This window comes from Frigoribacterium sp. VKM Ac-2836, from assembly GCF_013248995.1.
GTDB lineage: Bacteria > Actinomycetota > Actinomycetes > Actinomycetales > Microbacteriaceae > Frigoribacterium.
Window position 1 is genome coordinate 1 of record NZ_JABRPK010000008.1, and the last position, 21,714, is coordinate 21,714.

Annotated in this window: 28 protein-coding genes and 1 pseudogene; 14 read left to right on the forward strand and 15 right to left on the reverse strand. The window is 67.6% G+C overall.

What is annotated here, in order from left to right; all coding sequences use genetic code 11:
• The first annotated feature begins 214 nt into the window (after window positions 1-214).
• Window positions 215-1,024, forward strand: coding sequence for a formate/nitrite transporter family protein (locus HRF36_RS15270; RefSeq protein ID WP_173211399.1), 810 nt, complete (start codon window positions 215-217; stop codon window positions 1,022-1,024).
• Between the two features lie 254 nt (window positions 1,025-1,278).
• Here the strand turns inward: HRF36_RS15270 and chrA are convergent, their stop codons facing one another.
• Entirely contained in the window at window positions 1,279-2,439 is a 1,161-nt protein-coding gene (gene chrA / locus HRF36_RS15280) for a chromate efflux transporter (protein WP_371740224.1), read from the reverse strand.
• Between the two features lie 257 nt (window positions 2,440-2,696).
• On the opposite strand from chrA, the gene HRF36_RS15285 reads away from it, so the two are divergent.
• The 3 genes from HRF36_RS15285 (at window position 2,697) to HRF36_RS15295 (ending at window position 5,641) form a co-directional block, all read left to right on the forward strand.
• On the forward strand, window positions 2,697-3,410 hold the full coding sequence (locus HRF36_RS15285) for a MerR family transcriptional regulator (RefSeq protein ID WP_173211403.1): 714 nt from the start codon (window positions 2,697-2,699) through the stop codon (window positions 3,408-3,410).
• Between the two features lie 47 nt (window positions 3,411-3,457).
• The gene (locus tag HRF36_RS15290; RefSeq protein ID WP_173211405.1) at window positions 3,458-4,672 is read left to right on the forward strand and encodes an MFS transporter; all 1,215 of its coding nucleotides are present in this window, start codon (window positions 3,458-3,460) and stop codon (window positions 4,670-4,672) included.
• Window positions 4,673-4,828: 156 nt separating this feature from the next.
• Window positions 4,829-5,641, forward strand: a complete 813-nt coding sequence (locus HRF36_RS15295; RefSeq protein ID WP_371740225.1) for a GH25 family lysozyme — start codon at window positions 4,829-4,831, stop codon at window positions 5,639-5,641.
• A gap of 162 nt (window positions 5,642-5,803) precedes the next feature.
• Here HRF36_RS15295 and HRF36_RS15300 read toward each other — a convergent pair whose 3' ends face one another.
• The 5 genes and pseudogenes from HRF36_RS15300 to HRF36_RS15315 all read right to left on the reverse strand — a co-directional run bounded on the left by HRF36_RS15300 (window position 5,804) and on the right by HRF36_RS15315 (window position 8,076).
• On the reverse strand, window positions 5,804-6,364 hold the full coding sequence (locus HRF36_RS15300; protein ID WP_173211407.1) for a hypothetical protein: 561 nt from the start codon (window positions 6,362-6,364) through the stop codon (window positions 5,804-5,806).
• A gap of 108 nt (window positions 6,365-6,472) precedes the next feature.
• A complete protein-coding gene (locus HRF36_RS16360; RefSeq protein ID WP_371740226.1) occupies window positions 6,473-6,625 on the reverse strand; it encodes a hypothetical protein in 153 nt (50 codons plus the stop codon).
• Between the two features lie 3 nt (window positions 6,626-6,628).
• Window positions 6,629-7,108: pseudogene (locus tag HRF36_RS16365) on the reverse strand (putative immunity protein); the annotation flags it as partial.
• Between the two features lie 46 nt (window positions 7,109-7,154).
• Entirely contained in the window at window positions 7,155-7,709 is a 555-nt protein-coding gene (locus HRF36_RS15310; RefSeq protein ID WP_173211411.1) for a hypothetical protein, read from the reverse strand.
• Entirely contained in the window at window positions 7,696-8,076 is a 381-nt protein-coding gene (locus tag HRF36_RS15315) for a PadR family transcriptional regulator (protein WP_173211413.1), read from the reverse strand. The genes HRF36_RS15310 and HRF36_RS15315 overlap by 14 nt, the downstream gene beginning before the upstream one ends.
• 30 nt (window positions 8,077-8,106) lie before the next feature.
• On the opposite strand from HRF36_RS15315, the gene HRF36_RS15320 reads away from it, so the two are divergent.
• Window positions 8,107-8,298 (forward strand): hypothetical protein, encoded by a 192-nt coding sequence (locus HRF36_RS15320; RefSeq protein ID WP_173211415.1) that lies wholly within the window; start codon window positions 8,107-8,109, stop codon window positions 8,296-8,298.
• Window positions 8,299-8,323: 25 nt separating this feature from the next.
• Here the strand turns inward: HRF36_RS15320 and HRF36_RS15325 are convergent, their stop codons facing one another.
• On the reverse strand, window positions 8,324-8,653 hold the full coding sequence (locus tag HRF36_RS15325; protein ID WP_173211417.1) for a hypothetical protein: 330 nt from the start codon (window positions 8,651-8,653) through the stop codon (window positions 8,324-8,326).
• A 675-nt stretch (window positions 8,654-9,328) separates the two neighbouring features.
• Here HRF36_RS15325 and HRF36_RS15330 point away from each other — a divergent pair.
• The gene (locus tag HRF36_RS15330; protein ID WP_173211419.1) at window positions 9,329-9,655 is read left to right on the forward strand and encodes a YciI family protein; all 327 of its coding nucleotides are present in this window, start codon (window positions 9,329-9,331) and stop codon (window positions 9,653-9,655) included.
• 246 nt (window positions 9,656-9,901) lie between these two features.
• Entirely contained in the window at window positions 9,902-10,096 is a 195-nt protein-coding gene (locus tag HRF36_RS15335; RefSeq protein ID WP_173211421.1) for a hypothetical protein, read from the forward strand.
• Window positions 10,097-10,244: 148 nt separating this feature from the next.
• Here HRF36_RS15335 and HRF36_RS15340 read toward each other — a convergent pair whose 3' ends face one another.
• Together HRF36_RS15340 and HRF36_RS15345 are read right to left on the reverse strand one after the other, a co-directional pair.
• Window positions 10,245-10,736 carry a DUF6578 domain-containing protein gene (locus HRF36_RS15340; protein ID WP_173211423.1) on the reverse strand — a complete coding sequence of 164 codons (492 nt, stop codon included), beginning with the start codon at window positions 10,734-10,736 and terminating at the stop codon, window positions 10,245-10,247.
• A gap of 258 nt (window positions 10,737-10,994) precedes the next feature.
• Window positions 10,995-11,462: a MarR family winged helix-turn-helix transcriptional regulator gene (locus HRF36_RS15345; RefSeq protein WP_173211425.1), complete on the reverse strand. Its 468-nt coding sequence runs from the start codon at window positions 11,460-11,462 to the stop codon at window positions 10,995-10,997.
• Window positions 11,463-11,597: 135 nt separating this feature from the next.
• On the opposite strand from HRF36_RS15345, the gene HRF36_RS15350 reads away from it, so the two are divergent.
• Complete coding sequence (locus HRF36_RS15350; protein WP_173211427.1) at window positions 11,598-12,473, forward strand: cyclase family protein; 876 nt, start codon at window positions 11,598-11,600, stop codon at window positions 12,471-12,473.
• Here HRF36_RS15350 and HRF36_RS15355 read toward each other — a convergent pair.
• Both HRF36_RS15355 and HRF36_RS15360 read right to left on the reverse strand, forming a co-directional pair.
• Window positions 12,436-13,431, reverse strand: a complete 996-nt coding sequence (locus tag HRF36_RS15355; protein WP_173211429.1) for a bile acid:sodium symporter — start codon at window positions 13,429-13,431, stop codon at window positions 12,436-12,438. The genes HRF36_RS15350 and HRF36_RS15355 overlap by 38 nt on opposite strands.
• Window positions 13,432-13,513: 82 nt before the next feature.
• Complete coding sequence (locus HRF36_RS15360; RefSeq protein WP_173211431.1) at window positions 13,514-14,026, reverse strand: MarR family winged helix-turn-helix transcriptional regulator; 513 nt, start codon at window positions 14,024-14,026, stop codon at window positions 13,514-13,516.
• 91 nt (window positions 14,027-14,117) lie between these two features.
• Here HRF36_RS15360 and HRF36_RS15365 point away from each other — a divergent pair, with 91 nt between their 5' ends.
• The 6 genes from HRF36_RS15365 (at window position 14,118) to HRF36_RS15390 (ending at window position 19,087) form a co-directional block, all read left to right on the forward strand.
• On the forward strand, window positions 14,118-15,047 hold the full coding sequence (locus HRF36_RS15365) for an NADP-dependent oxidoreductase (RefSeq protein WP_173211433.1): 930 nt from the start codon (window positions 14,118-14,120) through the stop codon (window positions 15,045-15,047).
• A gap of 107 nt (window positions 15,048-15,154) precedes the next feature.
• Window positions 15,155-15,571, forward strand: a complete 417-nt coding sequence (locus tag HRF36_RS15370) for a hypothetical protein (protein WP_173211435.1) — start codon at window positions 15,155-15,157, stop codon at window positions 15,569-15,571.
• 97 nt (window positions 15,572-15,668) lie between these two features.
• On the forward strand, window positions 15,669-15,809 hold the full coding sequence (locus HRF36_RS15375; protein WP_173211437.1) for a hypothetical protein: 141 nt from the start codon (window positions 15,669-15,671) through the stop codon (window positions 15,807-15,809).
• Window positions 15,810-15,873: 64 nt separating this feature from the next.
• Window positions 15,874-16,221, forward strand: coding sequence for a hypothetical protein (locus HRF36_RS15380; RefSeq protein ID WP_173211439.1), 348 nt, complete (start codon window positions 15,874-15,876; stop codon window positions 16,219-16,221).
• Window positions 16,222-16,428: 207 nt separating this feature from the next.
• Complete coding sequence (locus HRF36_RS15385) at window positions 16,429-17,385, forward strand: ROK family protein (protein ID WP_173211441.1); 957 nt, start codon at window positions 16,429-16,431, stop codon at window positions 17,383-17,385.
• Between the two features lie 319 nt (window positions 17,386-17,704).
• On the forward strand, window positions 17,705-19,087 hold the full coding sequence (locus HRF36_RS15390) for a potassium transporter TrkG (RefSeq protein ID WP_173211442.1): 1,383 nt from the start codon (window positions 17,705-17,707) through the stop codon (window positions 19,085-19,087).
• A gap of 165 nt (window positions 19,088-19,252) precedes the next feature.
• Here the strand turns inward: HRF36_RS15390 and HRF36_RS15395 are convergent, their stop codons facing one another.
• The 4 genes from HRF36_RS15395 to HRF36_RS15410 form a co-directional block, all read right to left on the reverse strand.
• Entirely contained in the window at window positions 19,253-20,188 is a 936-nt protein-coding gene (locus HRF36_RS15395; RefSeq protein ID WP_173211444.1) for a hypothetical protein, read from the reverse strand.
• 95 nt (window positions 20,189-20,283) lie between these two features.
• Window positions 20,284-20,649 carry a PadR family transcriptional regulator gene (locus HRF36_RS15400; RefSeq protein WP_173211446.1) on the reverse strand — a complete coding sequence of 122 codons (366 nt, stop codon included), beginning with the start codon at window positions 20,647-20,649 and terminating at the stop codon, window positions 20,284-20,286.
• Window positions 20,650-20,712: 63 nt separating this feature from the next.
• The gene (locus HRF36_RS15405) at window positions 20,713-21,210 is read right to left on the reverse strand and encodes a hypothetical protein (protein ID WP_173211448.1); all 498 of its coding nucleotides are present in this window, start codon (window positions 21,208-21,210) and stop codon (window positions 20,713-20,715) included.
• A 60-nt stretch (window positions 21,211-21,270) separates the two neighbouring features.
• Complete coding sequence (locus HRF36_RS15410) at window positions 21,271-21,681, reverse strand: SRPBCC family protein (protein ID WP_173211450.1); 411 nt, start codon at window positions 21,679-21,681, stop codon at window positions 21,271-21,273.
• Between the last annotated feature and the right edge of the window lie 33 nt (window positions 21,682-21,714).

Here is a 21,714-nt window from a genome sequence, read left to right on the forward strand (position 1 = left end):
CGAAACGGTACGACCGCAAGGCCGACCGCGACGACGACGCGACCCTGCGCGCCTACAACGACCAGCTCGCCCGCCTGCACGGCACCGACACCCCCCGAGACGAGCCCTGACCTCCGGCACCTCCGGCACCCTCTGCTCGCGCGACGCATGCAAGCCATTTCGCCTCTACTGTTCACCCTGAGGACGAGACTCGTCTCCACGGAAAGGACGAGTGATGAGCGAACGCCGCCGACGAGAACTGGGCGAGTCGGACGAACCCGTCGAGGACGAACTCGACGAATCCTTCGACGCGACCGTGGAAGAGGGCGCCGAACGCCTTCACCGCACCCTCCGCACCACGCTCATCACGGGCTTCTTCGGGGGGCTCGAGGTCGGCCTGGGCATCATGGCGATGCTCGCCGTCTTGACCGAGACCGGCAGCCACCTCCTCGCGGGGTTGGCTTTCAGCATCGGATTCCTCGCCCTCCTCCTGGCTCACTCCGAGTTGTTCACCGAGAACTTCCTCCTCCCGATCGCAGCCCTCGCGGCGAAAGAGGGCACGTTCCTCCAGCTCGTGAAGCTCTGGGCTGCCACGCTGGTCGCCAACCTCGCCGGGGGATGGATCTTCATGTGGCTCGTGGTCCAGGCATTCCCCGAATGGCACGCGACCCTCGACGAGTCAGCTCACCACTTCGTGGATGCGCCGTTCTCGCTCCAGACCGTCGTCCTCGCCGTCCTGGGCGGCAGCACGATCACGCTCATGACCCGCATGCAGCACGGAACCACGTCAGACCCGGCGAAGATCGCAGCCGCCGTCGCCGGGGCTTTCCTCCTGGCCGGTCTGCAGCTGTTCCACTCGATCCTCGACTCGCTCCTCATCTTCGGTGCGATCCAAGCGGGAAGCGACGTCACCTACGCGCAGTGGTCGGGGTGGTTCGGCTACACACTGTTGTTCAACATCGTGGGCGGGCTCCTCCTCGTCACGTCCCTGCGACTGCTCCGCACGAAAGAGCTCTTCACCAAGGCGCGCAACGAGAACGACTGAGCCTGTCGCTGCGTGACGGTCGGAGGCCGCGGGTGCTGTGATGGCGTCATGACTGACTCGTCGCCTCTCCCCACGGCGAGGACCTCGTGATGGGCTTCGTCGAGAACACCCCCGCCGACTGGTCGTTCGGCTTCGGCCGCGCCCAGTACACGACCGGAGAACTCGCGACGCCCGGGACGTGATGCGTCCGGTGGCACGGGGCGTCTCGTGTTGCATCGCGGCGCCAGGTCCTGCCGCGTCGCCGGCCCCCCGGGTCAGGTCAGGCGGAGCACGAGGCCGCCCAGGGCCGCGATGCCCACGACCGCCCAGGCCGGTGCCCGCCAGGCCGTCAGCAGCACGAAGCAGATCAGCGCCAGGCAGAACGGTCCCGGACTGACGACGTCGGTCGTGGCCGCGAGGTCGAACAGCGCGGTCACGAGCAGCCCGACCACGGCAGCGTTGGCCCCTCGCATCGCCGCCCGCACGCCGATGTGTGACCCGACGACGTTCCAGAACGGTGCGACGCCGACGAGCAGCAGGAACCCGGGCGCGAAGATCGCGAGCGTCGCCAGCAACGACCCGAGCGCGCCTCCCGGGCCGAGATCGGTGACGGCACCGAGGTAGCTCGCGACCGTGAACAGGGGCCCGGGCACGGCCTGCGCGAGACCGTACCCGGTGAGGAACGTGTCGTCGCTCATGTACCCGGGTTCGACGAGGCCCGTGTGCAGCAGCGGCAACACCACGTGTCCACCGCCGAGGACGAGGGCACCCGCGCGGTAGAAGACGTCGATGAGCGCGACGACGTCCGAGCCGGTGACCCGGCTCACGATGGGAAGTCCCACGAGCAGCGTGGCGAAGACGGCGAGGCAGGCGAGCCCGACCCCCCGCCGCACCGGGAACCTGAGCGGTTCGTGCTCCTCGGCGGCGGGTCGCGAGAAGGCCAGCCCGGCGAGGGCCCCGAACGCGATGGCCGCCAGCTGACCGACGGCTCCTGGCAGAGCCAGCGTCAGGACGACGGCGCCGACCACCACGGAGGCGCGGATCGCGTCGGGCGCCAGCGACCGTGCCAGCCCGGTCACCGCGTACGCGACGACCGCGACGGCTCCGATGCCGAGGCCCGCGATCAGGGCGCGTCCGACCGGCCCGTCCACACGGCCCACCCCGACGGCGAGGAAGAAGAGGACGAGGGCGGACGGCAGCGTGAACACGGCGAACGCCACCAGGGCCCCGAGCGGACCGGCGCGCAGCAGGCCGAGCGCGAGACCGACCTGGCTCGATGCCGGCCCCGGGAGGAACTGCGCCAGGGCGACGAGGTCGCCGTAGGCGCGGTCGGAGAGCCAGCGACGGCGCTGGACCACCGCCGAGCGGAAGTAGCCGAGGTGCGCCACCGGCCCCCCGAACGACGTCAGGCCGAGGACGCCGAAGGTGCGGGCCACCTCACCGACACGCGAGGGGGCCCCAGGGGCACGTCGAGCCGAGCTCATGCGTCGACCGAGTCCGAGGCGGGCCTGATCACCCGGATCAGGTCTTTCGATGCCGTGTCGATCTTCGTCGTCATGCGTTCTTGATACCTCGACCAAGTGAACGAGCGGACACACGCCCCCCCTGGTGGCAACGGTGACGGCCACCAGCACCTTCTCAGCGCAAGCTCTCAACAGTTACGCTGATGCCGGGGATGTGAGGAGATGCACGATTGCGAATTGGCGACGTCGCACGGCTCGCGGGTGTCAGCACGAGGACGGTGAGGCACTACCACGCCATCGGGCTGCTGCCCGAGCCCGAGCGCCGCGACAACGGCTACCGGGAGTACTCGGTCCTGGATGCGTCGAGACTCCTACGCGTGCGGCATCTCGTCGGGGTCGGCCTCCCTCTCGAGAAGATCGCTGGTCTGCTCGACCCGACCCACTCGAGTATCTCCACCGAACTCGACCAGCTCGAGGCAGCCCTTCGCGAACAGATCGCAGCGCTGAGCAACCGACTCGAGTCAGTCGTCGCACTCCGCAGCTCACTGCTCCCCGAATCCCCTGCACAGTACGACGCGCGGGACAGCGGCGCCCGAAGCGCGCTCGCGGACGGTGCCGTCCGCCGATTCGAAACCGATGTCTCGCTGCTCCTGGCCGCAGCCGACCCTGAAATGCACAAGACGTTGGGTGCGACGATCGATGCGCTCTCGTCCGACCCCGATGTGACCCGACGCATCGCAGCCGTCACGACTGATCTCTTCGCGGTCGGGCCCGCCACGTCCGACGCCACCAGAGACCGCATCGCGACGGAGATCAGTGCCGCCATCTCGGAGGCAGGACTGCCGAACGATCTCGGCCGGGCGAGCGGGGAACTCATCTCGCAGTACCGGCGAGCTGCCTTCTCTGCCAGCCAGTTGGACGTTCTGGCCCGACTGACGACCTAGAGATGGGCCCTTGACCTTCACGTTGCGTCAACGTTTTGACTTGGGGCATGATCGCCGCCGCATACCTCGTCTCCTACTTCTTGTCCGTGCTGGCCAACTCGGTCGCAGCGATCGCGCTGCCGCTGGTCATCCTCACCACCACGGGAAGCGTCCTCGGCGCCGGCACGGTCGCCGCCGCCACAGCAGTCCCTGCCCTTCTCGCAGGCCTGCTGATGGGCGTGGTCATCGACAGGACCAACCGGCGCAGCATCTCGATCTTCACCGACGTGGTCTCGGCCGTGGCGGTGGCCGCGTTGCCCTTCCTCGACCTCTTCACCGACCTGACCATCGGCATCTTCGTGGTGTTCGGCGTGATCGGAGCGCTCGGCGACATCCCCGGCCAGACGGCTCGCGAGACCCTCCTCCCCGCCGTCGTGCGGCACACGGCCCTCACGCCCGAGAGACTGATCGGCACGCGGGAGAGCCTCGGCGCCATCGCTCTCGTCCTCGGTCCAGGACTCGCCGGGGTTCTCATCGCCCTCCTGGACGGGACCGACGTCCTGTGGTTCACAGCTGCACTCTCCCTAGCCGCTGCCGCCGTCACGACCGTCATCCCGAGACACCTGGGCACCCACGGGCCCAGCCCGGACCGGCCCGCCTCGGGGTGGAAGGCACTTCGCGAGGGGTGGACCACCGTCGTGAACAGCCCGTTCATCCGCCTGGTCATGATCATCGCCTTCGGGGCGTCGGTCGTCCTCGGAGCATTCCAGGGACTCATCTTTCCCGCCTACTTCACCGCCACCGGTCAAGATGCCCTGCTGGGGTTGGTGCTCAGCGCTCTCGCGGTGGGCCTCCTCGTCGGGAGCGGCATCTACGCGCTGCTCTCCCGACCAGGACGAGGTCGCCGCGGATGGCTCAGCGCAGGCCTGATCGGTGCAACAGCTGGCTTCGCGATCATGGCCAGCCTCGTCTCCGTGCCGGTCATGATCGCCGGTGCCTTCGTCGGCGGCATCGCGTGTGGCCTGTTCACCAGCCTCGTCGGCGTCCTGACGCTGGAACGCATCCCCGACCAGGTCAGAGGCCGTGTCCTGGGAACCCAGAACGCACTGATGACCCTCGCCCCCTCGACCGGTGTCATGATCTCCGCCGTCGTGACGGAACTCGCCGGTCTCGGCACCGCGGCCATCGTCGCCGCCGGTGTCTGGGCCGCCATGACCCTCGTCGCCCTCACCGCCGCACCACTCAAGGACCTCAGTCCCCGGCTCGCCCCACCCAGTCAGTGACGTCAGCACAGTCAGTGACGTCAGCACGGACATCCCCAGCCGCGGCTGACATCGACGATCGTCTATCGGGTCGGAGAAGAATCGCCCGTCGAGCTGGGCAGCAGGTCGACGGATGTGCCCGTTCGCTCTGCAGCCGTGCCCGTAGCCTCGTGTCTTGTGGAACCTGACGCGAACGGACATGACGAGAACGAGGGCGACGTGTCGGCCCGAGCAGGCGCGGTTCCTCGACGGCGACGGCATCGCCGCCTCCTCCTCCTCTCGGCCGCGGTGGTCGCCCTCGCATTGGTCGTCATCGCCGCGCTTCTCGTCATGGGCACCCTCTGGCCCACCCGCACCGCGGCCCTCCGGTACCCGGTGCAGGGTGTCGACGTATCCGCCTACCAGGGCACGATCGACTGGGACGTCCTGGCGGAAGAGGACATCGACTTCGCGTGGATCAAAGCCACGGAAGGCTCGAGCTACCAAGACCCCCGGTTCGACGACAACTGGACCGACGCCCACGACACCGAGCTCCTCGTCGGCGCCTACCATTTCCTCAGCGTCGACAGCCCGGGAAGCGATCAAGCCACCAACGTCATAGCCACGGTCTCCGAGCACCGTGGCGACCTGCCCGTCGTGGTCGACGTCGAGTGCTATGCCACGTACTGCGACACCCCTCCCCCGGCAACCACGGTTCGAGACGTGCTCGCCCCGCTCTTGCTCGCCATCGAGCAGCACTACGGCCGGCCAGCCGTGCTCTACGCGACCCGCGACTGGTACGAGCTATACCTGGCCGGGCGCTACCCCGACAACCCCATCTGGTTTCGCTCCGTGGCCACCTCGCCGCATCTCACCGACGACCGGGACTGGACTTTCTGGCAGTGGTCCGCGCGAGAGAAACTCGACGGATACGACGGTGACGAAGCGTTCATAGATATGAACGCCTTCAGCGGCGACCGAGGAGAACTGGAGTCCCTGCTGCTGCCCTGACACCGCGGCTGTCAGTCGCGTGGCCGTGATCCGCCTGCCCCGTCCCCCTGGTCGAGGTGGGACCGAAGGAGCTCTCGGTGAGAACAGCGTGGCACCTACGGCGGAGAAGATCGAGGCTCACCCCGTCAGCTTCCGTCAGACCGGCAGAGCAGGCCTCATCCGCTACTCCTTCTCCGACGAGACGGGCACATCCATCCGCGGAGGATGGGGCGGTCGCGTACGAAGCTCGGCGAGCATCGCGGCCACCTTCGCGAATCCTCTCCAGGAATCGACCGTCGACCAGATCATCGCGGCGACGAAGAACACCGCAAAAAACCACCAAACGGGCCCCTCGGACACGGCCAACCAAGCAGTCAGCGCCGTGAAGCCGATGAACGTGACGGGCCCGAACCACCGATTCAACCGGTACTGACGCTCCCACTTCTCGAAGGTCGGAATCCACGTTCCCGGATCGACATCAGGAGGAACGCTGCCGGCCTTGAGAGCTGCCCGCATCTCGGCCAGATCGGTGACTCCGCCAGCGAGACGCCGTGCCCGGGTGATCATGAAACCGAAGACAGCGGTCATCATTCCCGCATAGAAGACCGTCCCGATCAGTCGCACGACAACGGGCTGGTCACCGGGCATCACGACCACACCGATTCCGAACCACAGGGCGCCTGTCACCACGAACAAGACCACGAGAAGAGCCGGCAAGGGCAGAGAACGGAAACGCGCCATCATGAAGCTCCCTCGTGTCCCCCTCAGCATCCCCGATCCGTGAGCCCGAGCCAAACCAGCCTGGCCTGGGGCCCATCACCGATCAGGACGCGCGATACGGGCGGGGGGAGCTCAGTTCGGGTCGATGACCCTGAGGGCGGTCTGCAAGGCGCGGATCGTGCGTCCCAGTGCGCCAGCGGCGAGGAGGCCGGAACCGAGAGGGCCCGAGGGGTCCTCTCCGAGCAGCGGCAGGGTTCGGAGCGCGGCCTGTACCGCGCGGCTCATGTTCTGCACTTGCCACTGGACCTCGGTCTCGCCTCGATTCGGCGTTGCGAGCTCGACCGCTTTCACCGCATAGGCGGCTGCGCCGAGTGCATGAGCGCCCATGTGCGCTACGCCAGTAGCCTGCCCTGCGGACCATGCGGCGGCTTTCCCCGCCGACGAGGTCGCCCTGTGCGCGGCCCGACCCGCGACGAAACGGCGGCGGATCTCTCCTGCCGCATCCAGCTCACCTCGTGAAAACGCTCGCGCTCTAGCGATTCCGTCCCGTGGTCGGTGGTCGCCAGGAACCTCGGCCTCGAAGAGAGGCAGAACTCTCTCGGCGCAGTCAGCAGCCCACGCTGCGACCAGACGACGTTCGTTCTCTGACAGCGACTGCGGAGAGGGCATGGCAGCACTCTCGCAGACGGTCCAGTCGATCGAGTCCCTGTTCCACCGGCTTCCCGCCTGCTGCGCCAGGACGCAGTCCGGACATTCCCCCGAAGTCATGACCAGGTGCAGCTGGCCGACGCCCTAAGGCCCGCGCAGCCCTTGGTCAGACGGTCGCGCGCACGGGAACGGTCGTTCGCCCCCACCGGTCGCGGAGCCAGGAGGCGACGAAGATGTTGCCGACGAGGGGGCCGACGGCGAAGACGGCAAGTCCGATGCCCCAGACTGCCGTGCCCCGGAACGCGACGAGGGCCACGGCCGAGAAGAGGATGACGAGGACGCTGGCGAGAATGCCGCGGCGTCGCTCGGCGGCGGTCCAGTGCGTGCCGGCACCGATCATGATCAGGCCTGCGATCCAGCCGAAGACGGGGATGAGATACCAGCCAGCGACGAGGGTGATCGATGTCCCGATGGCGTAGCCCCTGTTGGGTGCGGCCGGGATGAGGGCCGTCGTGTCGGCCCTGGCGTCGGCCGCGATGGTGTCGACGTCGCCGAGCTCGGCGATGCGAGACCGGGCGGCGTCGCCCTCGAGGCCGCGGAGCTCGTCGGCGACGTCGGCGAGCATGGACCTGCGGACGTCGTCGGGGGCCCCGATGAGGGCGCGATCGAGGTCCTTGAGGTACTGAGCGGCCACGGGGTGCTGCTGGTCAGAGGCGGTCATGGGTCGGACCTTCCTGGTCGAAAAGCGCCGACTCCGGGTCGGCACGGGCGGTGAGCTCGGTGACGGCGGCGACGAAGGGGTCCCACTGTTCTCGAAACAGTCGGAGCTCCTCTCCGCCGGCGTCGGTGAGAGAGAAGTACTTGCGCGGGCGGGTCGAGTCAGGGCCTGGCCCTTCGCCAGCGGCGATCAGGCCGCGCTCCCGGAGCCTGCTGAGGAGCGGATAGAGCGTACCGATGCTGCCGATGAGGCCACGGGCGACCAGCTGCTCGGAGAGCAGCCAGCCGTAAGTCGGCCCCTTCTGCAGGACTCCGAGGACGCAGTACTCGACGACTCCCTTGCGCAGTTGCGCTGTCGTGGGTGTTGTCATGCAATGCACACTAGCTTGCGTCGCACGACTATGCAACGCAAGACAAAGAACCATCGTCGGGCATTCACGCTCGCGAGCTGGGACCACGACGTGCTCGCCCGGTCGACGCAACTGCTGTGGCCGAGCGACGTGATCGGTGAGCGATCCCGCATCGCCACGACGTCGAGTTCCTTCTCCGAGTCGCCCTCACGGTGGATGTGCCTGGCGGCGGGTAGCGGTTGACACCGCGAGGGATCTGACGTGCCGCTCAGCTTTTCGGCGTCTGGTCCACCTCGACGGCCACGGAGTAGTCGCCGCCTCCGTCTGTGCTGATCGTCGTCACCGAGTCGTAGACCGTGTCGTCCCCTGCGGCCCCGACGTCGCAGTGCACCTCGTCGCCGTCCACCAGGTCGATGGCCTCGTCGCCGCAGTCGACGAGCGGGCGCTGACCCACGCTCTCCTCGAGTGCGTCCGCGATCGTCGTCGCGAACTTGTCCGCCGACACTGTCGGCGTCACCTCGGCGGTGCAGCCCGCGAGGCCGAGCGCGAGCGTCGCCCCCATGACGAGTACGGCCGTGGCCGCTGTGGTCCTGTTCATTTTCGCCCCCCAGTCAGGACGTCGATCGCCCCGAAATCGATCTTGTCATCTTAACCTCCGGGCGATGGCGCATCGTCACCCGCCTGTCCCAGCTCCACGTCTCGTGACGGCTCGTCGATGTCTGCGGGGCGGCTGAGCCAACCCGGGCCGTCACGTCGAAGCCTCTCGAGCTCGGGACTCGGGTCGGGAGAATCCTGGGAGCGCTGCCGCAACAGACGCCACTGCAAGAAGACCCCGACGATCACGCCCCACGCGAAGAAGGGCACCCCGAGACCGACCATCAGCCACGGCGGCAGACGCTTCAGGCCCCGGCCCATCGGAGCCCACGGGTCCCACCCGACGGATGTCCCGCCCCAAGCGATGAGCACGAGGAACCCTGCACTGCAGACAGCTGCCACCCACGGATGTGCGCGAAAGAACGACTCCACCGCGCCCGGATCGCCGTGGCGCACCATGCACCACATCGTAGGGGAGGGGTGGGTCGGCACCGCCGAACCGGGCGCCGAAGAACGAGGGGCGACGCGACACCTCCGCCGTCTTCGTCAGGGGATCGCCCAGTGGCCAAGCGTTCCGTACGGTCGGGCCGCGTCTCGGCTGCCCGTAGCCACGTTCGGGGCTGCCTTCCGAGCCACCCGGGGATTTATCTTTGCCGTGAGAAGCGCAGAGGAGGCGACGATGCCGAAGTTCATCACCATCGGGTACGGAGACCGAGCTGGGTACGACGAGACGGAGGATGCAGTACGGAACCGCGCCCACGCAGCGGACGCAGGCTTGGCGGCGACGGGTGCGATCATCGGTCAGGCCACCCGACCGGTCCAGGTACGCAACCACAACGGGGCGAAGGTGGAGGTCTCCGAAGGCCCATATCGACGATCCGACCTGCCGGTGGCCGGCTTCGCGGTTTTCGACGCCGAAGACCTGGAAGAAGCCATCGCCACCGCGTCACAGAGTCCCTGCGCCGTTGCGCAGGGTGTCGTCGAGGTCTGGCAGTTGAAAGAGTAGACACGCGCACAGGTGATGGGACCGACGAGTCGGGCTGCCGATCCCCTATCGGCCGGCCTCACGCAGCGTCACCAGCGGCTCGATGCAAGGTTGACGAACCCGACCATGGCGGGTGTCGCTCTGTGGAGCGGCCGTGACGCGCGGTAGACCGCCGACCGGGCGGTCGACGACCGCCGGTCCTCGATCGGTCGTTGCGACGTCGCCGCCGAGCCCGCGTGCACTGACCGCCTCGCGGGAAGATGCAGGATGACGACTTCGGAGTGGCTCCGACTCGCGTACTTCCCGTGCCTCCTTCTCGCACTGGGCATGCTCGCCTACGTCGGTCTGAAGTACAGCCAGGGAAAGGAACTGCCACGACGCAAGCAGCGTCGTGTGCTGTGGGTCGGGGCCATCGCTCTGGCCGTCGGGGTCGTCTTCTACGCCACGAGCTGGTTCGTTTAGATCTCGACGCGGCCGGTTGCCGATCGGCCACTGGAAGGGACTCGTGACCACATGGCGTGCGGCACGATCATCGACACGGATACGCCAAACCCGACGAGCCGCACCGAGAACGAAGAAGCCCGCTGACGGATCGCCTATCAGACCGCCTTCACGCGCTACTGATCACCCGGCACGTCGTGTTCGCTGACTCCAGCTCAACGGTGACGATGTAGCCGTAGCGAGCTTCTTGGTCGCCCTCGTCGACGATGCTCGCGTAGGACCGCCAGCCCCGGCCCGAATTCTTCGCATCGCTCCTCTGCGAGCGACTTCGAGGCGAACCGGCGCTGCTGGTCCATGAACCTGAGGTGTCCTCCACCTCGTGTAGACCAGCCGCACCACGAACAGGGACGACACCTTCGGCTGACCGCATCTGACGACAGCGAACACTTCGAATGGCAGCCACACGTCCTCGAACGCGGCGAGACGCCTGCACGACCCCTCCGCCATACGTGTCGTACTGCCACTTAACGGCGAGACGATCCCCGAAGAGCCGAGCCACCCAGGCCGTATCGGCCGGATACACCGTCCAGTCCACGACGCCACCCGTCTCGACATGAATGTGGTCTTCTGCGATCTGCCAATCAGTGAGCCACACGAGCATGACGCGATCCTTTCACCCCACGAGCGACAGACCCACCGATCGAGCACGGGTGGCAGCTGCTCGATCATTCGACCCGGCAACCGATCACCTATCGGGCACTGCCCACGAGTCCCTTCACGCGATCGACCAGTTGTGCCGTTCGATGCGGTCCGAGTCGAAGGCCGAGCGACTCCGAAAACCAGCGCATCCAGCAACCCTCGACGTCATGGCTCGAGACGATGGGGACGACGACGGGCGCGTTTCCCGTCTGACGGGCAGTCATGAGGGACCGTCGCCGACATCAAGCTCAGCTTCCGCCCCCTCGATGACGGCAATCAGTAGTTCATTCAGCTGCGCGCTCCGCGAAGCGTCCAACCCGAGCGAGCTGAGGTCATTCGTCGCCAGGGCCACCTGCTGCACTGCGTCCAGCACGGCCTGTCCGGCTGGCGTGATCGCGGCCGGATTCCTCCGACCGCGCACGCGGACGCCCACCCGGTGGACGAGACCGCGACGCTCCATCCCGTCGAGCACGTCCGCCATGCTCTGCGGGCGGACGAAGACGGCCCGCGCGATCTCCGCCGACGTGAGTTCTGCACCGTCCGCCAGGCACGACAGCACGCCGAACTGCACGAGGCTCACGTCGTGCTCCGCCATCCCCGCGGTGATCTGAGAGCCGATGATGCGCGCGACCTTCACCGCGTTCCAGCCCAGCACGGACTCGAGCCCACGCCCCTCCTCGTCACTCATGCGCGCCTCCTTCGTGAGCACCTCGTTAAACAGGAACCTGTTTATCGAGCTATGGTGCAGGAACCTGCTTCTGCAGGGCCCACGAAAGTGTGCACCACCCACCCGCGCTGCACCGAATCGACAGGAACAGACATCATGACGACACCCGCACTCCCCGACGACCGAGGCCGCTGGGGCGCCGACGACGAACTCGGCACGCTCAACCTGATCGACGACGCCGCCAGGGCCCGGGCCGCTGAGGAGGTGCGGGTCGGCCGCAGCGTGTCGCTCGCGTACCCGGTCGAGCCAGCCTCGATGCTCGGCGGGCCGTTCGCTCCCCCGGCCCCGCCGTCGCCCCCGGTGCAGCAGGCGCTGCTCTACACGGGCACGCCGCCGATGGGGATGTCCGAGGTCCTCGTCGTGACACCGCACCACCCGGCGCTGACGCACATCGACGCGTTCGCCCACATGCCGATCGACGGCATCGTGTACCCGGGCCGGCCGCTCGAGGAGGCCGTCACGGCCGGAGGCGTCGTGCACGGTTCCACGAGCGCCTTCGCCGCCGGGATCACGACGCGGGGAGTCCTGCTCGACCTGGCGCCGGAGGGGCGGCTGCCGTCCGCGCACCCCGTCACCTCGGCGGACCTCGACGCGGCCGAGGCTCGGACGGGGGTGGAGGTGCTGCCAGGCGACGCCGTGGTGGTCCGCAGCGGCTGGGGCTTCAGCTGGGATGCCGAGACCCAGGCGCCGGGCATGACCGTCGACGCGGTGACATGGATGCATGACCGTGGCGTCTCGCTCTACGCCGGCGACGTCAGCGACTCGTTCCCACCGAGCGACCCGGGGATGCCCATGCCGATGCACATGGTGGGGCTGGCCCGCCTGGGCATGCCCTTGGTCGACAGCGTCGCCACGGATGACCTCGCCGCGACCTGCGCCGAGCTCGGCCGACACGCCTTCCTGCTCAGCATCGCGCCGCCCCGCCTCCACGGCCTCACCGGCGTGCCCGTGAACCCCCAAGCCATCTTCTAGCTGGGCTCGGGACGAGGCGAGGAACGAGTCGGACGAAGATCACCATGCCGACGAGTTCGACGAGCGTCTGGGTGACGACGACGACCGGAGCGAGCGACATCGACGCCGGCAGGGCCAGCGCGAGCGGCAAGACCACGAGCGAGTTCCGAGTCGCTCCGCTGAACACGAGGGCCCGTGTCGCGGGCACGTCGAGCCGGAAGATGCGGCCGGCACCGATGCCGAGGGCTGCCATGACAATGAGGAACCCGGCATAGATCGGCACCAGCACGAGCAACTGCCTCGCGAGATCTCCGACCGCACCCGCTTGCGAGGCCACGACGGCGAACAGGGTCGCCATCATCAGCGGGACCATCAGACCGAGCATCGTCCGCTCGATCAGGACACCGGATCGGTGTCGCCGAGCGAGGGCCTGCACGAGCGCGGCCGCGGTCAGCGGGACGACGATCAGGAGGAGGAAAGCCCGAGCGAAGGGGCCGACCTCGACCACGGCGACGCCCTCGGGGCCGATGAACAGCAGCAGGTAGAGCGGTAGGAGAAGGATCTGCGCCAGCATCAGCAACGGTGCCGCGGCGAGGAGTCGTTCTGACGCACCGCCGGCGAGGCCGGCGAACACGATCACGTAGTCGATGCACGGGGTCAGCAGCACCAACAGCACCCCGAACAGCAGCGCCGGCTCGTCCGCCACGAACCGGGACAGCCCGTAGGCGACGAGTGGGACGACGACGAAGTTCAGCACCCCGACCGCGGCGAGGAACCGTCCGTCGCGGAGGGACGTCCTGATCGCGGCGAACGGGACCCCGAGGAACGTCGCGAACAGCAGCAGCGCGAGAACGGGCTCGATCGCTCCCTCCAGACGGTGCGCCCCGGGCACGGTGAGGCCCACCACGCAGGCGGCGAGGATCGCCACCAGGTAGAGACCGATCTGCCGGCGCTCGAGCCAGGACACGACACTGCTCACGACAGGACCGGCATGGAGGAGAAAGGCACGACAGCGACCGTAGAGGTTCGAGCCGCGTGAAGGTCGAGCGCCACCGACGGCTCTAGGGTCGCGGTCTGCGGATCTCCGAGGTCCGCTTCCGCGCCGACCGCGGCGGGGCCGCCCGGAGGTGCTCGCTCACGCGGCCGAGGATGCGGGCGAGCTGCTCGGCGTCATCGTCCGTCACGCGAGAGAACAGCAGGCCGCGGACGGTCTCGATGTGCCCCGGGAAGACCGCCGCGAGGACATCGCGGCCTGCGCTGGTGATGGCGACCACGGTGCTGCGCTCGTCATCGGGCGACGGAGAACGCGAGACCAGGCCACGCTGCTCAAGCAGCTGCGCCTGGTAGGTGAGACCGCTGCGGCTGTGGACCACGCCGTCGGCGAGATCGGTCATCCGCTGCTGCCCCTGGGGGTGGTCCCCGAGGCGCGCGAGGAGCTGGAACTGGACGTAGCTCAGCCCACCTGCCTCCCGGAGCTGCTTCTCGACAGAAGGCCGGAGGAGCGCACTGACCTCGGTGAAGGCGAAGTAGGCCGCGAGCTGGGCCGGCGTGAGGGCGGGAGAGGCGTCGGTCATGACCGTGAGCCTACCTGTTGCTTCCAGTTCGAAGCAGTGCTACCTTCGAACCATTGCTTCGAGTTCGAAGCACATGACGAAGGAGAAGGCCATGAAGGCAGTACGTTTCGAGCAGGTCGGCGGACCCGAGGTCCTCCAGCACGTCGAGGTCGAGCAGCCCGCTCCCGGGGCGGGAGAGGTGCTCGTGCGGGTGGCGGCATCCGCTTACAACGCGGCCGACGGGGGCATGCGGGGCGGATTCCTCCCCATCCCGGTCACCCTCCCCCATGTGCCCGGCTACGACGTGTCGGGCACGGTCGAGGCCCTCGGCGACGACGTCGAGGGCCTCGCCGTCGGCGACGAGGTCGTCGGCTTCCTGCCGATGGAACGCGACGGAGGCGCGGCCGAGTTCGTCATCGCCCCTGCCGACGCCCTCGTCACCGCCCCGACGAAAATTCCCCTGGTCGACGCGGCGGCCCTGCCGTCGGTGGCATTGACCGCGTGGCAGGCCCTCGTCGACGATGGCGGCCTTCAGGCCGGACAGCGCCTCCTCGTCGTCGGCGCGGGCGGCGTCGTCGGCAAGTACGCGATCCAGCTCGCGAAGCGCCTCGGCGCCCATGTCGTCGCCACGGCGAGCCCCCGCAGCGCCGATGCCGTCCGCGCCGCCGGTGCCGACCAGGTCATCGACCACACCGCCGTCGACGTGCTCGACGCCCTTGACGAGCCGGTCGACGTGATGCTCAACCTGGCCCCGCTCGATCCTGCGCAGTTCGAGGCTGACGTCACCGCCGTCCGCGATGGCGGAGTGGTCGTCAGCACGACCGCCTTCATCGCCACCCCGGGCGACGAGTCGCGTGGGGTCCGGGCCGCGACGGTGTTCGTGCGGCCCGACCGCGACCGCCTCGAGCAGCTCGTCGCGCTGGTCGACGCGGGCGAGCTCACGGTCGAGGTGACCAGGCGCATCACCCTGGTCGAGCTGCCCGCGCTGCACGCCGAGGCGGAGGCGGGCCGCATCGCGGGCAAGGTCGTCGTGCTCCCCTGAGGACGCCGCAGGGCAGGGGATCGAACTGGACCATCGGGCCTGACCGACCCGGTGGTCCATCATCCATCGGGACACCGGATCGGCCCTCGAGCTGCAAGGGTGGGCAGATGAACGGTTCGACGAGGCTCGCGACGTCACTGCTGCCAATCACGCTGATCCTCGTCGCTTCGGCCTGCACCACGGCAAGCACTGGACTCGCCGACCTGGACCAGGCCCCGACGGTCGATCATCCGCTGCCGGCAGAGCTCCCCTCCTACGCCACCGAGGACCTGGACCAAGAATCGATCCGATGGGTAGGCGAACACGACGACGCAGATCTCTGGGTCGCGAGCCACCAGGACGAGGACACCTCGTGCGTGATCGCCTATCCCGACGCGGACAACTGGATCGTCGGCTGTGGCGGAGGCGTGACCCGGACCGCAGGGCCCGACGGCATCACCTACTCGATCGTCCCGGACGGCATGAGCGCGCCGGACGGTTTCCTAGCCGTCTCCGAGAACGTCTTCGTCGCCCCTCAGCCCTGACCGCGCGCCCATCGGCCATCGGCCATCGGCCATCGGCCATCGGGACGAACCACTGACCGGATACCTGGTTGATGGCGAGATCTTTTACGGTGGAGACATGGACCCTTTGACCAGCGCAGCCCTTCTCGTCGTGCTCGTTGGAGCATTCCTGTACGTGCTCTATTGGGTGATTCGACGCGCGGTCGCGGCCGGCATCAAGGACGCGGCAACCAAACCGACGCCCGAGCGACGTCCCTAGCGCAATCTTCTGCTGGGTATCGCGCGCAACGGTTATGTCGAATGGTGACCCGTATTCTGTGCGGATGCAGCCACGGGCGAGACGACTGTTCGGCGGGGCGCTCCTGCTCATCTCGATACCGATCGGACTCGTCTCCATCGCGATGGGGTTGACCTTCGATGGGCTGGACCCGCTCACCATCCAATGCCTGCATGGGCCGTACCCCGACGAGGGAGGCCCCTTTTACGAGGCGACTCGCGTCGTAGGGGAAGTCTCTCTCTTGCCACTCGGCGTCGACTGCAGTTACGACGTAGACGGCGACGACGTGGCCGCGCAGACGATTCACCATTACGACTATCCGGCCACCGCCGGCCTGATCGTGGGCACCCTGGCCTTCGGTAGTGGCGCCCTGCTCGTCCTCGTTCGTGACTGATTCACAGTAACGCCCGCCGAGCGATCGGCTTGCGGAAGTTGCTTGATCGACGTCGGGCCCGCTGACCGATCGACTATCGGGGCAGCCAGAAGTGGAGAGGCCCCCCCTCCTGACCTGGACATGAACGGACCGTCCGAGAGACAGAGGCGCTGAATCCAGGTCTCGCCCAGGATCACGTTCCAGTCTCAAAACTGACATCATGCCCGCATGAACGAAACGGGAACAGTCATCATCGGCATCGACGTCGGCGGAACGAACATCGAGGTGGGAGCAGTCGACGACAGCCATCAGGTCCTTGCTCGGGCAAAAGCAGCAACTCCGGAGACCGGACCAGAGGCCGTCCTGGACGTGATCCTCGACCTCGTGCGCTCCCTGAAGTGCGCCCCATCCGCGGTCGGTCTCGGCATCCCGGGGGTCGTACATGACGGCAAAGCCCTCACGGTCCCGAACTTGGTCGGATGGACCGACGAGGTCGACCTGATCTCTCCCCTCTCGGATGCGCTCGGTGTCCCGGTGACCTTGGGCAACGACGCCAATGTCGGGCTGCTCGGCGAATGGACGGCAGGTGCGGCTCGTGGCGGGCGGAACGTTCTCGGGCTGTGGATGGGAACCGGAGTCGGCGGGGGCCTCATCCTCGACGGTCGTCCTTACACAGGGTCGAGAGGCGCCGCGGGCGAGATCGGCCATGTCGTGGTGATGGCAGGGGGAGCTCTCTGCAGCTGCGGGCGACGTGGCTGCGCCGAGGCCTACGCGGGCCGACGATCCATGCGCGGTGTCGCCACATCGATGGCCGAGGCCGGATGGGAGACCTCACTATTCGACATCCGTGATGCTGAAGAAAAGACCAAACTCACCTCGAAGGTCTGGTCGAAGGCTCTGAAGGAAGACGACCCGCTGGCCGTGAAGTTGTTCGACACTGCCGTCGAGATGCTCGGCGTCGCCCTCGGTTCGACCGTCAACCTCCTCGACTTGGATCGTGTCGTCGTCGGTGGCGGACTCGCCGAGAAACTCGGACAGGATCTTGCGGATCGTCTTCACATGGCCGCGAAGCAATGGATGCTGCGCCCCAGCCCGGAACTGACCTTCACCGTGTCCGAGCTGGGCGATGATGCCGGCGTCGTCGGTGCTGCTGCGCTGGCACGGGCCGCCAGCATCACCGCGTAGGCGACGTACGCATCGTCTCGGCGTCCTCCGCCCCCGCAGGTGAGGACACCGTCGAAGACCGTGTCGGCGAGCTGCTCCGGCGACGGCCAGTGAGGCAGGACGCGGGCCAGGGCATCCTCGTCGAGGTAGGCGGTGACGACCACGAGGGTCACCATCGAGCGGAGCCGGTCGAGGTCGTTTTCCGCCGGAGGACGGACATGGGCTCCGATACGGGAACGCACCGAAGCGTAGTGAGCCTGAGGCGCCTCCCCCTCGTCCCTCCCTTCGGTGTCACGTGCGTCTGTCGAATTGGCGGCGGGAGTGCCTTACTGTGGGGCCGGTGACGACGCAGACGAAGGGCACCGCCGCTCCTGCTCGGATCGCTGCCTTCTCGCAGGGAGTCCTGCGCCGCTCGCCTGCACTGGTCGCGCTGGGGATCTTCCTCGGTGTCGTCCTGCTCTTCTCCGCCCTGCTCGCACTCCCCGTCGCGACGGCCGACGGCACGAGGACCCCGCTGCACGACGCGGTCTTCACCGCGGTGTCCGCGATGACCGTCACCGGGCTCGTGACCGTCGACACGGCAACTCACTGGTCCTTCTTCGGCCAGGTCGTCATCCTCGCCGGGGTCCAGGTCGGCGGCCTCGGCATCGTGACCATCGCGCTCCTCCTGTCGCGGGCCGTCACGCACAAGCTCGGCGTACGCGGGCGGATCATGGCCCAGCAAGGCATCGGCACCAGCAAGCTCGGCGAGGTCCAGTCACTGCTCAAGATCGTCGTGCTCACCACGGTCGTCGTGGAGGCGGCTCTCGCGCTCGTGCTCGTGCCCGCGTTCATCGTCCGGGAGGGGTCGTTCGCCTCGGGCACGTGGCACGGTGTCTTCTACGCGGTCTCGGCCTTCAACAACGCCGGCTTCGTCACCCACGCTCAGGGTCTCGAACAGTTCGCCACCGACCCGGCCATCATCGTCCCTCTCATGGTCGGGGTGTTCGTGGGCAGCCTGGGCTTCCCCGTCTTCATGGTCCTCATGGTCCACAAGACCCACCTCCGACGCTGGAACCTCCACACGAAGCTGACCGTGACGGTCACCACCGGACTCCTGATCGTGGGAGCTGCGGTGTGGACGCTCCTCGAGTGGGGCAACACGGCGACCATCGGCGACCTCCCGCCGGGCGAGAAACTGGTCCACGGGCTCTTCGCCTCTACCATGATGCGCAGCGGCGGCTTCGCGCTCGTCGACACCGGCGCCTCCCACCCCATCACTCTCCTCGCCACCGAAGCCCTCATGTTCGTCGGCGGTGGGTCCGCCTCCACGGCGGGCGGCATCAAGGTCACGACGATCGCGCTGCTGTTCCTCGCGATCGCTGCCGAGGGCAAGGGAGACAAGAACGTCCGCGTCTTCCGCCGCACCGTCCCCGAGGCAGCCCTGCGCGTCGCGATCAGCGTCATCTTCCTCGGCGCGACCCTCGTCCTCGCCGCGACCGCGCTCATCATGACGGTCAGCGACGAACCCCTCGACCGCATCCTCTTCGAAGTGATCTCCGCCTTCGCCACCTGCGGCCTCAGCGTCGGACTCAGCCAAGAGCTCGACCCGTTCGGGAAGTACGTCCTTGCCGCCCTCATGTTCGCCGGCCGGGTCGGCCCCATCGGTCTCGCGTCGGCACTCGCGGTCCGACGACGGACGCTGCTCTACGACTACCCAGAAGACCGCCCCGTCATCGGCTGACCGCCAGGTTCACGAAATGCACGCTGGCTCGTCTCGATCGCCGATCTCCTAACCTGCACCGTTTACGAATTCGCCCTAACGATCTCAGTTACCGATCTGCCGCATCACCCTGCGTTAGCCAATGACTGATGTCGATGGGTTGAGTTTGGTGGCATGTCGATGTCGTCAGGCCGGATCTGGCGCTCCATGAGCCTGCCCCTCCTGCCTTGCTCGGGGTCGCAACGTGAGGGCCGCAAGCGAAAGCGCAACCCACACCACGACCATGAATACAGCCATGACAACGGCCGAGGGGTCACCCCCGAGGTAGGTCGCCCAGTTGACCAAGACGCTGGCGGCCCAGGGCACGGCCGACAAGACGAGCGCGCCTCCAAGGCGGTGCCCTGTGACTCGGAAAGCGACGGCGGCGGACAAGGCAACCACGACCAGGATGCCCACCACACCGGGGGCCAGGAGGCCGCCGGCCCAGAGGTAGCGGTTGAAGAAGTCGCACCAACCCGGTCGCCCGGCAGCCAGCGGAACCGAGACTCTGTCCAGCTGGTTCATGACGAGCAGCGCGCCGGACAACGCAGCGAACCAGCCTGTGGCTGAGGCAGCCGTGGTCCACTTCCGGTGCGGCTTGCCCACGGCAGCGATGAGGCCGAGACCTGCGAGCAGGACGAACGTCACCCGGTCAGGGCTCGGATACACCACTGCGTACTCAGACGAGGACGGCGTCTGCACGAGGATCAGGACGACGGCAAGTGCGGCGGCCCCCAGAAGGCTGAACCTGGCGGCCGTGCCGCGCCTGGCAAGAACAAACACCCCGGCCAGAACCCACAGCGCCGTGACCAGGACGCCGGCACTGTTGAACGGGCCGAACGGATCGAGGGCGAAAGCATGGGCCCCGGGATTCCAGGGCATCCAGTCCTGCACGATGAAGTAGAGCAGTGACCACGCCACTCCTGTTGCGAGAGCGAAGCTCGCAGCCTGGTCCCGGGAGGTAGCCGGGAACACCGCGGAGAGGCGGGCGCCGAGCCCGTGGATAGCCAGGTCGAGCATCTCTGCCCGGCGAGGGCGCTCGCGCCCTTCTTCCTCCGCCATGTCGAGCAGCGTCCCCACCATCGCGTCCTCGTTCTCTCGGCGCCAACGCCCCGGATACCACCGGAGCTGTCGTCGATATCGCTGCTCCAAGTGCTGACGATCCATGCCAACTGCGCTCACGAGACACCTCCGGACTGCACCTGGCCGGCAATACCTCGCGGCCGCCATTCCGAGATCCGCGCACGGGCCGCCGCGGCGTTCGCTTCCAGACGGCTTGCCGTGGCCTGGAGTGCGTCGATGCCCTCGGCGGTGACTTCGAAGTAGCGGCGGTTCCTCCCGTCGACCACCTCGTCGCCAGCCACTGCGACGAGCCCCTGCTCCACGAGCCGGTCGAGTGCGGCGTAGAGAGTGCCTACCTTGAGTTGGACTCGGCCACCGGACAGTTCTGCCGCATCGGCGATCAGTGCGTAACCGTGCTTTCGCCCGCCGGCGAGTGAGGTCAGGACGAGCATCGTTGGCTCGCGCATCTCTGGTTGGGTCATGCCCCCACTATATTCAATTGCTCTGAATATTCAACCAATCAGATTTGGGCCCTTTCTTACGGGTCACGGATGGGCCCGGGCGTTGTCGTCTGAACGCGCTGGACCGGGGTAGAAGCGGCTCCCTGAAACGGGGTTGTAGGCATACCAACGGCCGCCATCGACCTTCTCGATGAGAGCGCGCGCCTCCGCAGCCTGCCGCTCGGCCCGGGCATGGAAGGCCTTGGCTGCCCTGGGATTGAGGGGCGCTTCCGTTGATCGGAAAACCTGACGTCCCTCGACGATGAGGTGGACTTCGACACCGCGCCCGAGCTCCTCGGACAGCTGCCCGGCGAGGGCGCGACCGGTGACGGCGAAGTCGTACGCATCCTGGGTCGTGTGGGTCGGGCGGTCGGGATCGAGGCGCGATCGGTGGAACGACTCCCATGCTTGTAGATCACCCTCGAGCTCCTGCGACAGGTGGGCCTCTTCGTAGTCGACCGCCCCGCCGGACCAGAGCACGGTCCCGGCGTAGTCGGGAAAGACCCGCACGATCACACGGCCGTCCTGTGAACGCTCGGTCATGCCGAGAACATACCTCCCGGCCGAACAACCCTCAGGCCCGTTTCTCTCGAGAATCGTCTATCAGGCGCGAGGGAGGCGCTTGTGGAGCAGCACCGCGAGCCGGTCTAGATCACCGCGTACCGCTTCAGCATCGGACCGAAAGTCCGCCTCAGACATCCCGTCACGGCGGAAGAGGGTGAAGATGGCTTCGCTGCCCTGGTCGTTGGCCACGACGCGGAAGGGGTTCCGCATGACAGATCCGTCGGGAAGGGTCACGTCGTGGTCGAGTATCCCCAACTCCACAAGCCCAGTGAAGGCCACCTCGACGACCCCCATGGGCGAGTCCGTGATCCACCGTCCGTCTTCCTGGCGGATTCCGGCGCTGAGACCGGTCGCCCACGCTGGCAGGTTCGCCGGATCCCCGGCGACGCGGGACACGGCGGCGACGTCGTGGTCGAGCGAGCGGCAGATGTGAACGGCAGGCCAGGTCATGCCCGGAAGCTAGCAGCCCACTATGCCGAGCGC

Bases quoted from the DNA above. Each gene is read 5' to 3' on its own strand.
- HRF36_RS15320 (WP_173211415.1), top strand. From the start codon at position 8,107: ATGCAACGCAAGACAAAGAACCATCGTCGGGCATTCACGCTCGCGAGC.
- HRF36_RS15410 (WP_173211450.1), bottom strand. From the start codon at position 21,681: ATGACCTGGCCTGCCGTTCACATCTGCCGCTCGCTCGACCACGACGTC.
- HRF36_RS15405 (WP_173211448.1), bottom strand. From the start codon at position 21,210: ATGACCGAGCGTTCACAGGACGGCCGTGTGATCGTGCGGGTCTTTCCC.
- HRF36_RS15395 (WP_173211444.1), bottom strand. From the start codon at position 20,188: ATGGTGGGGACGCTGCTCGACATGGCGGAGGAAGAAGGGCGCGAGCGC.
- HRF36_RS15300 (WP_173211407.1), bottom strand. From the start codon at position 6,364: ATGATGGCGCGTTTCCGTTCTCTGCCCTTGCCGGCTCTTCTCGTGGTC.
- HRF36_RS15310 (WP_173211411.1), bottom strand. From the start codon at position 7,709: ATGACCGCCTCTGACCAGCAGCACCCCGTGGCCGCTCAGTACCTCAAG.
- HRF36_RS15365 (WP_173211433.1), top strand. From the start codon at position 14,118: ATGAAGGCAGTACGTTTCGAGCAGGTCGGCGGACCCGAGGTCCTCCAG.
- HRF36_RS15315 (WP_173211413.1), bottom strand. From the start codon at position 8,076: ATGACAACACCCACGACAGCGCAACTGCGCAAGGGAGTCGTCGAGTAC.
- HRF36_RS15290 (WP_173211405.1), top strand. From the start codon at position 3,458: ATGATCGCCGCCGCATACCTCGTCTCCTACTTCTTGTCCGTGCTGGCC.
- HRF36_RS15375 (WP_173211437.1), top strand. From the start codon at position 15,669: ATGGACCCTTTGACCAGCGCAGCCCTTCTCGTCGTGCTCGTTGGAGCA.
- HRF36_RS15340 (WP_173211423.1), bottom strand. From the start codon at position 10,736: ATGCTCGTGTGGCTCACTGATTGGCAGATCGCAGAAGACCACATTCAT.
- HRF36_RS15325 (WP_173211417.1), bottom strand. From the start codon at position 8,653: ATGAACAGGACCACAGCGGCCACGGCCGTACTCGTCATGGGGGCGACG.
- HRF36_RS15345 (WP_173211425.1), bottom strand. From the start codon at position 11,462: ATGAGTGACGAGGAGGGGCGTGGGCTCGAGTCCGTGCTGGGCTGGAAC.
- HRF36_RS15330 (WP_173211419.1), top strand. From the start codon at position 9,329: ATGCCGAAGTTCATCACCATCGGGTACGGAGACCGAGCTGGGTACGAC.
- HRF36_RS15270 (WP_173211399.1), top strand. From the start codon at position 215: ATGAGCGAACGCCGCCGACGAGAACTGGGCGAGTCGGACGAACCCGTC.
- HRF36_RS16360 (WP_371740226.1), bottom strand. From the start codon at position 6,625: ATGAGCCGCGCGGTACAGGCCGCGCTCCGAACCCTGCCGCTGCTCGGA.
- HRF36_RS15385 (WP_173211441.1), top strand. From the start codon at position 16,429: ATGAACGAAACGGGAACAGTCATCATCGGCATCGACGTCGGCGGAACG.
- HRF36_RS15380 (WP_173211439.1), top strand. From the start codon at position 15,874: ATGCAGCCACGGGCGAGACGACTGTTCGGCGGGGCGCTCCTGCTCATC.
- HRF36_RS15360 (WP_173211431.1), bottom strand. From the start codon at position 14,026: ATGACCGACGCCTCTCCCGCCCTCACGCCGGCCCAGCTCGCGGCCTAC.
- HRF36_RS15400 (WP_173211446.1), bottom strand. From the start codon at position 20,649: ATGACCCAACCAGAGATGCGCGAGCCAACGATGCTCGTCCTGACCTCA.
- HRF36_RS15335 (WP_173211421.1), top strand. From the start codon at position 9,902: ATGACGACTTCGGAGTGGCTCCGACTCGCGTACTTCCCGTGCCTCCTT.
- HRF36_RS15350 (WP_173211427.1), top strand. From the start codon at position 11,598: ATGACGACACCCGCACTCCCCGACGACCGAGGCCGCTGGGGCGCCGAC.
- HRF36_RS15370 (WP_173211435.1), top strand. From the start codon at position 15,155: ATGAACGGTTCGACGAGGCTCGCGACGTCACTGCTGCCAATCACGCTG.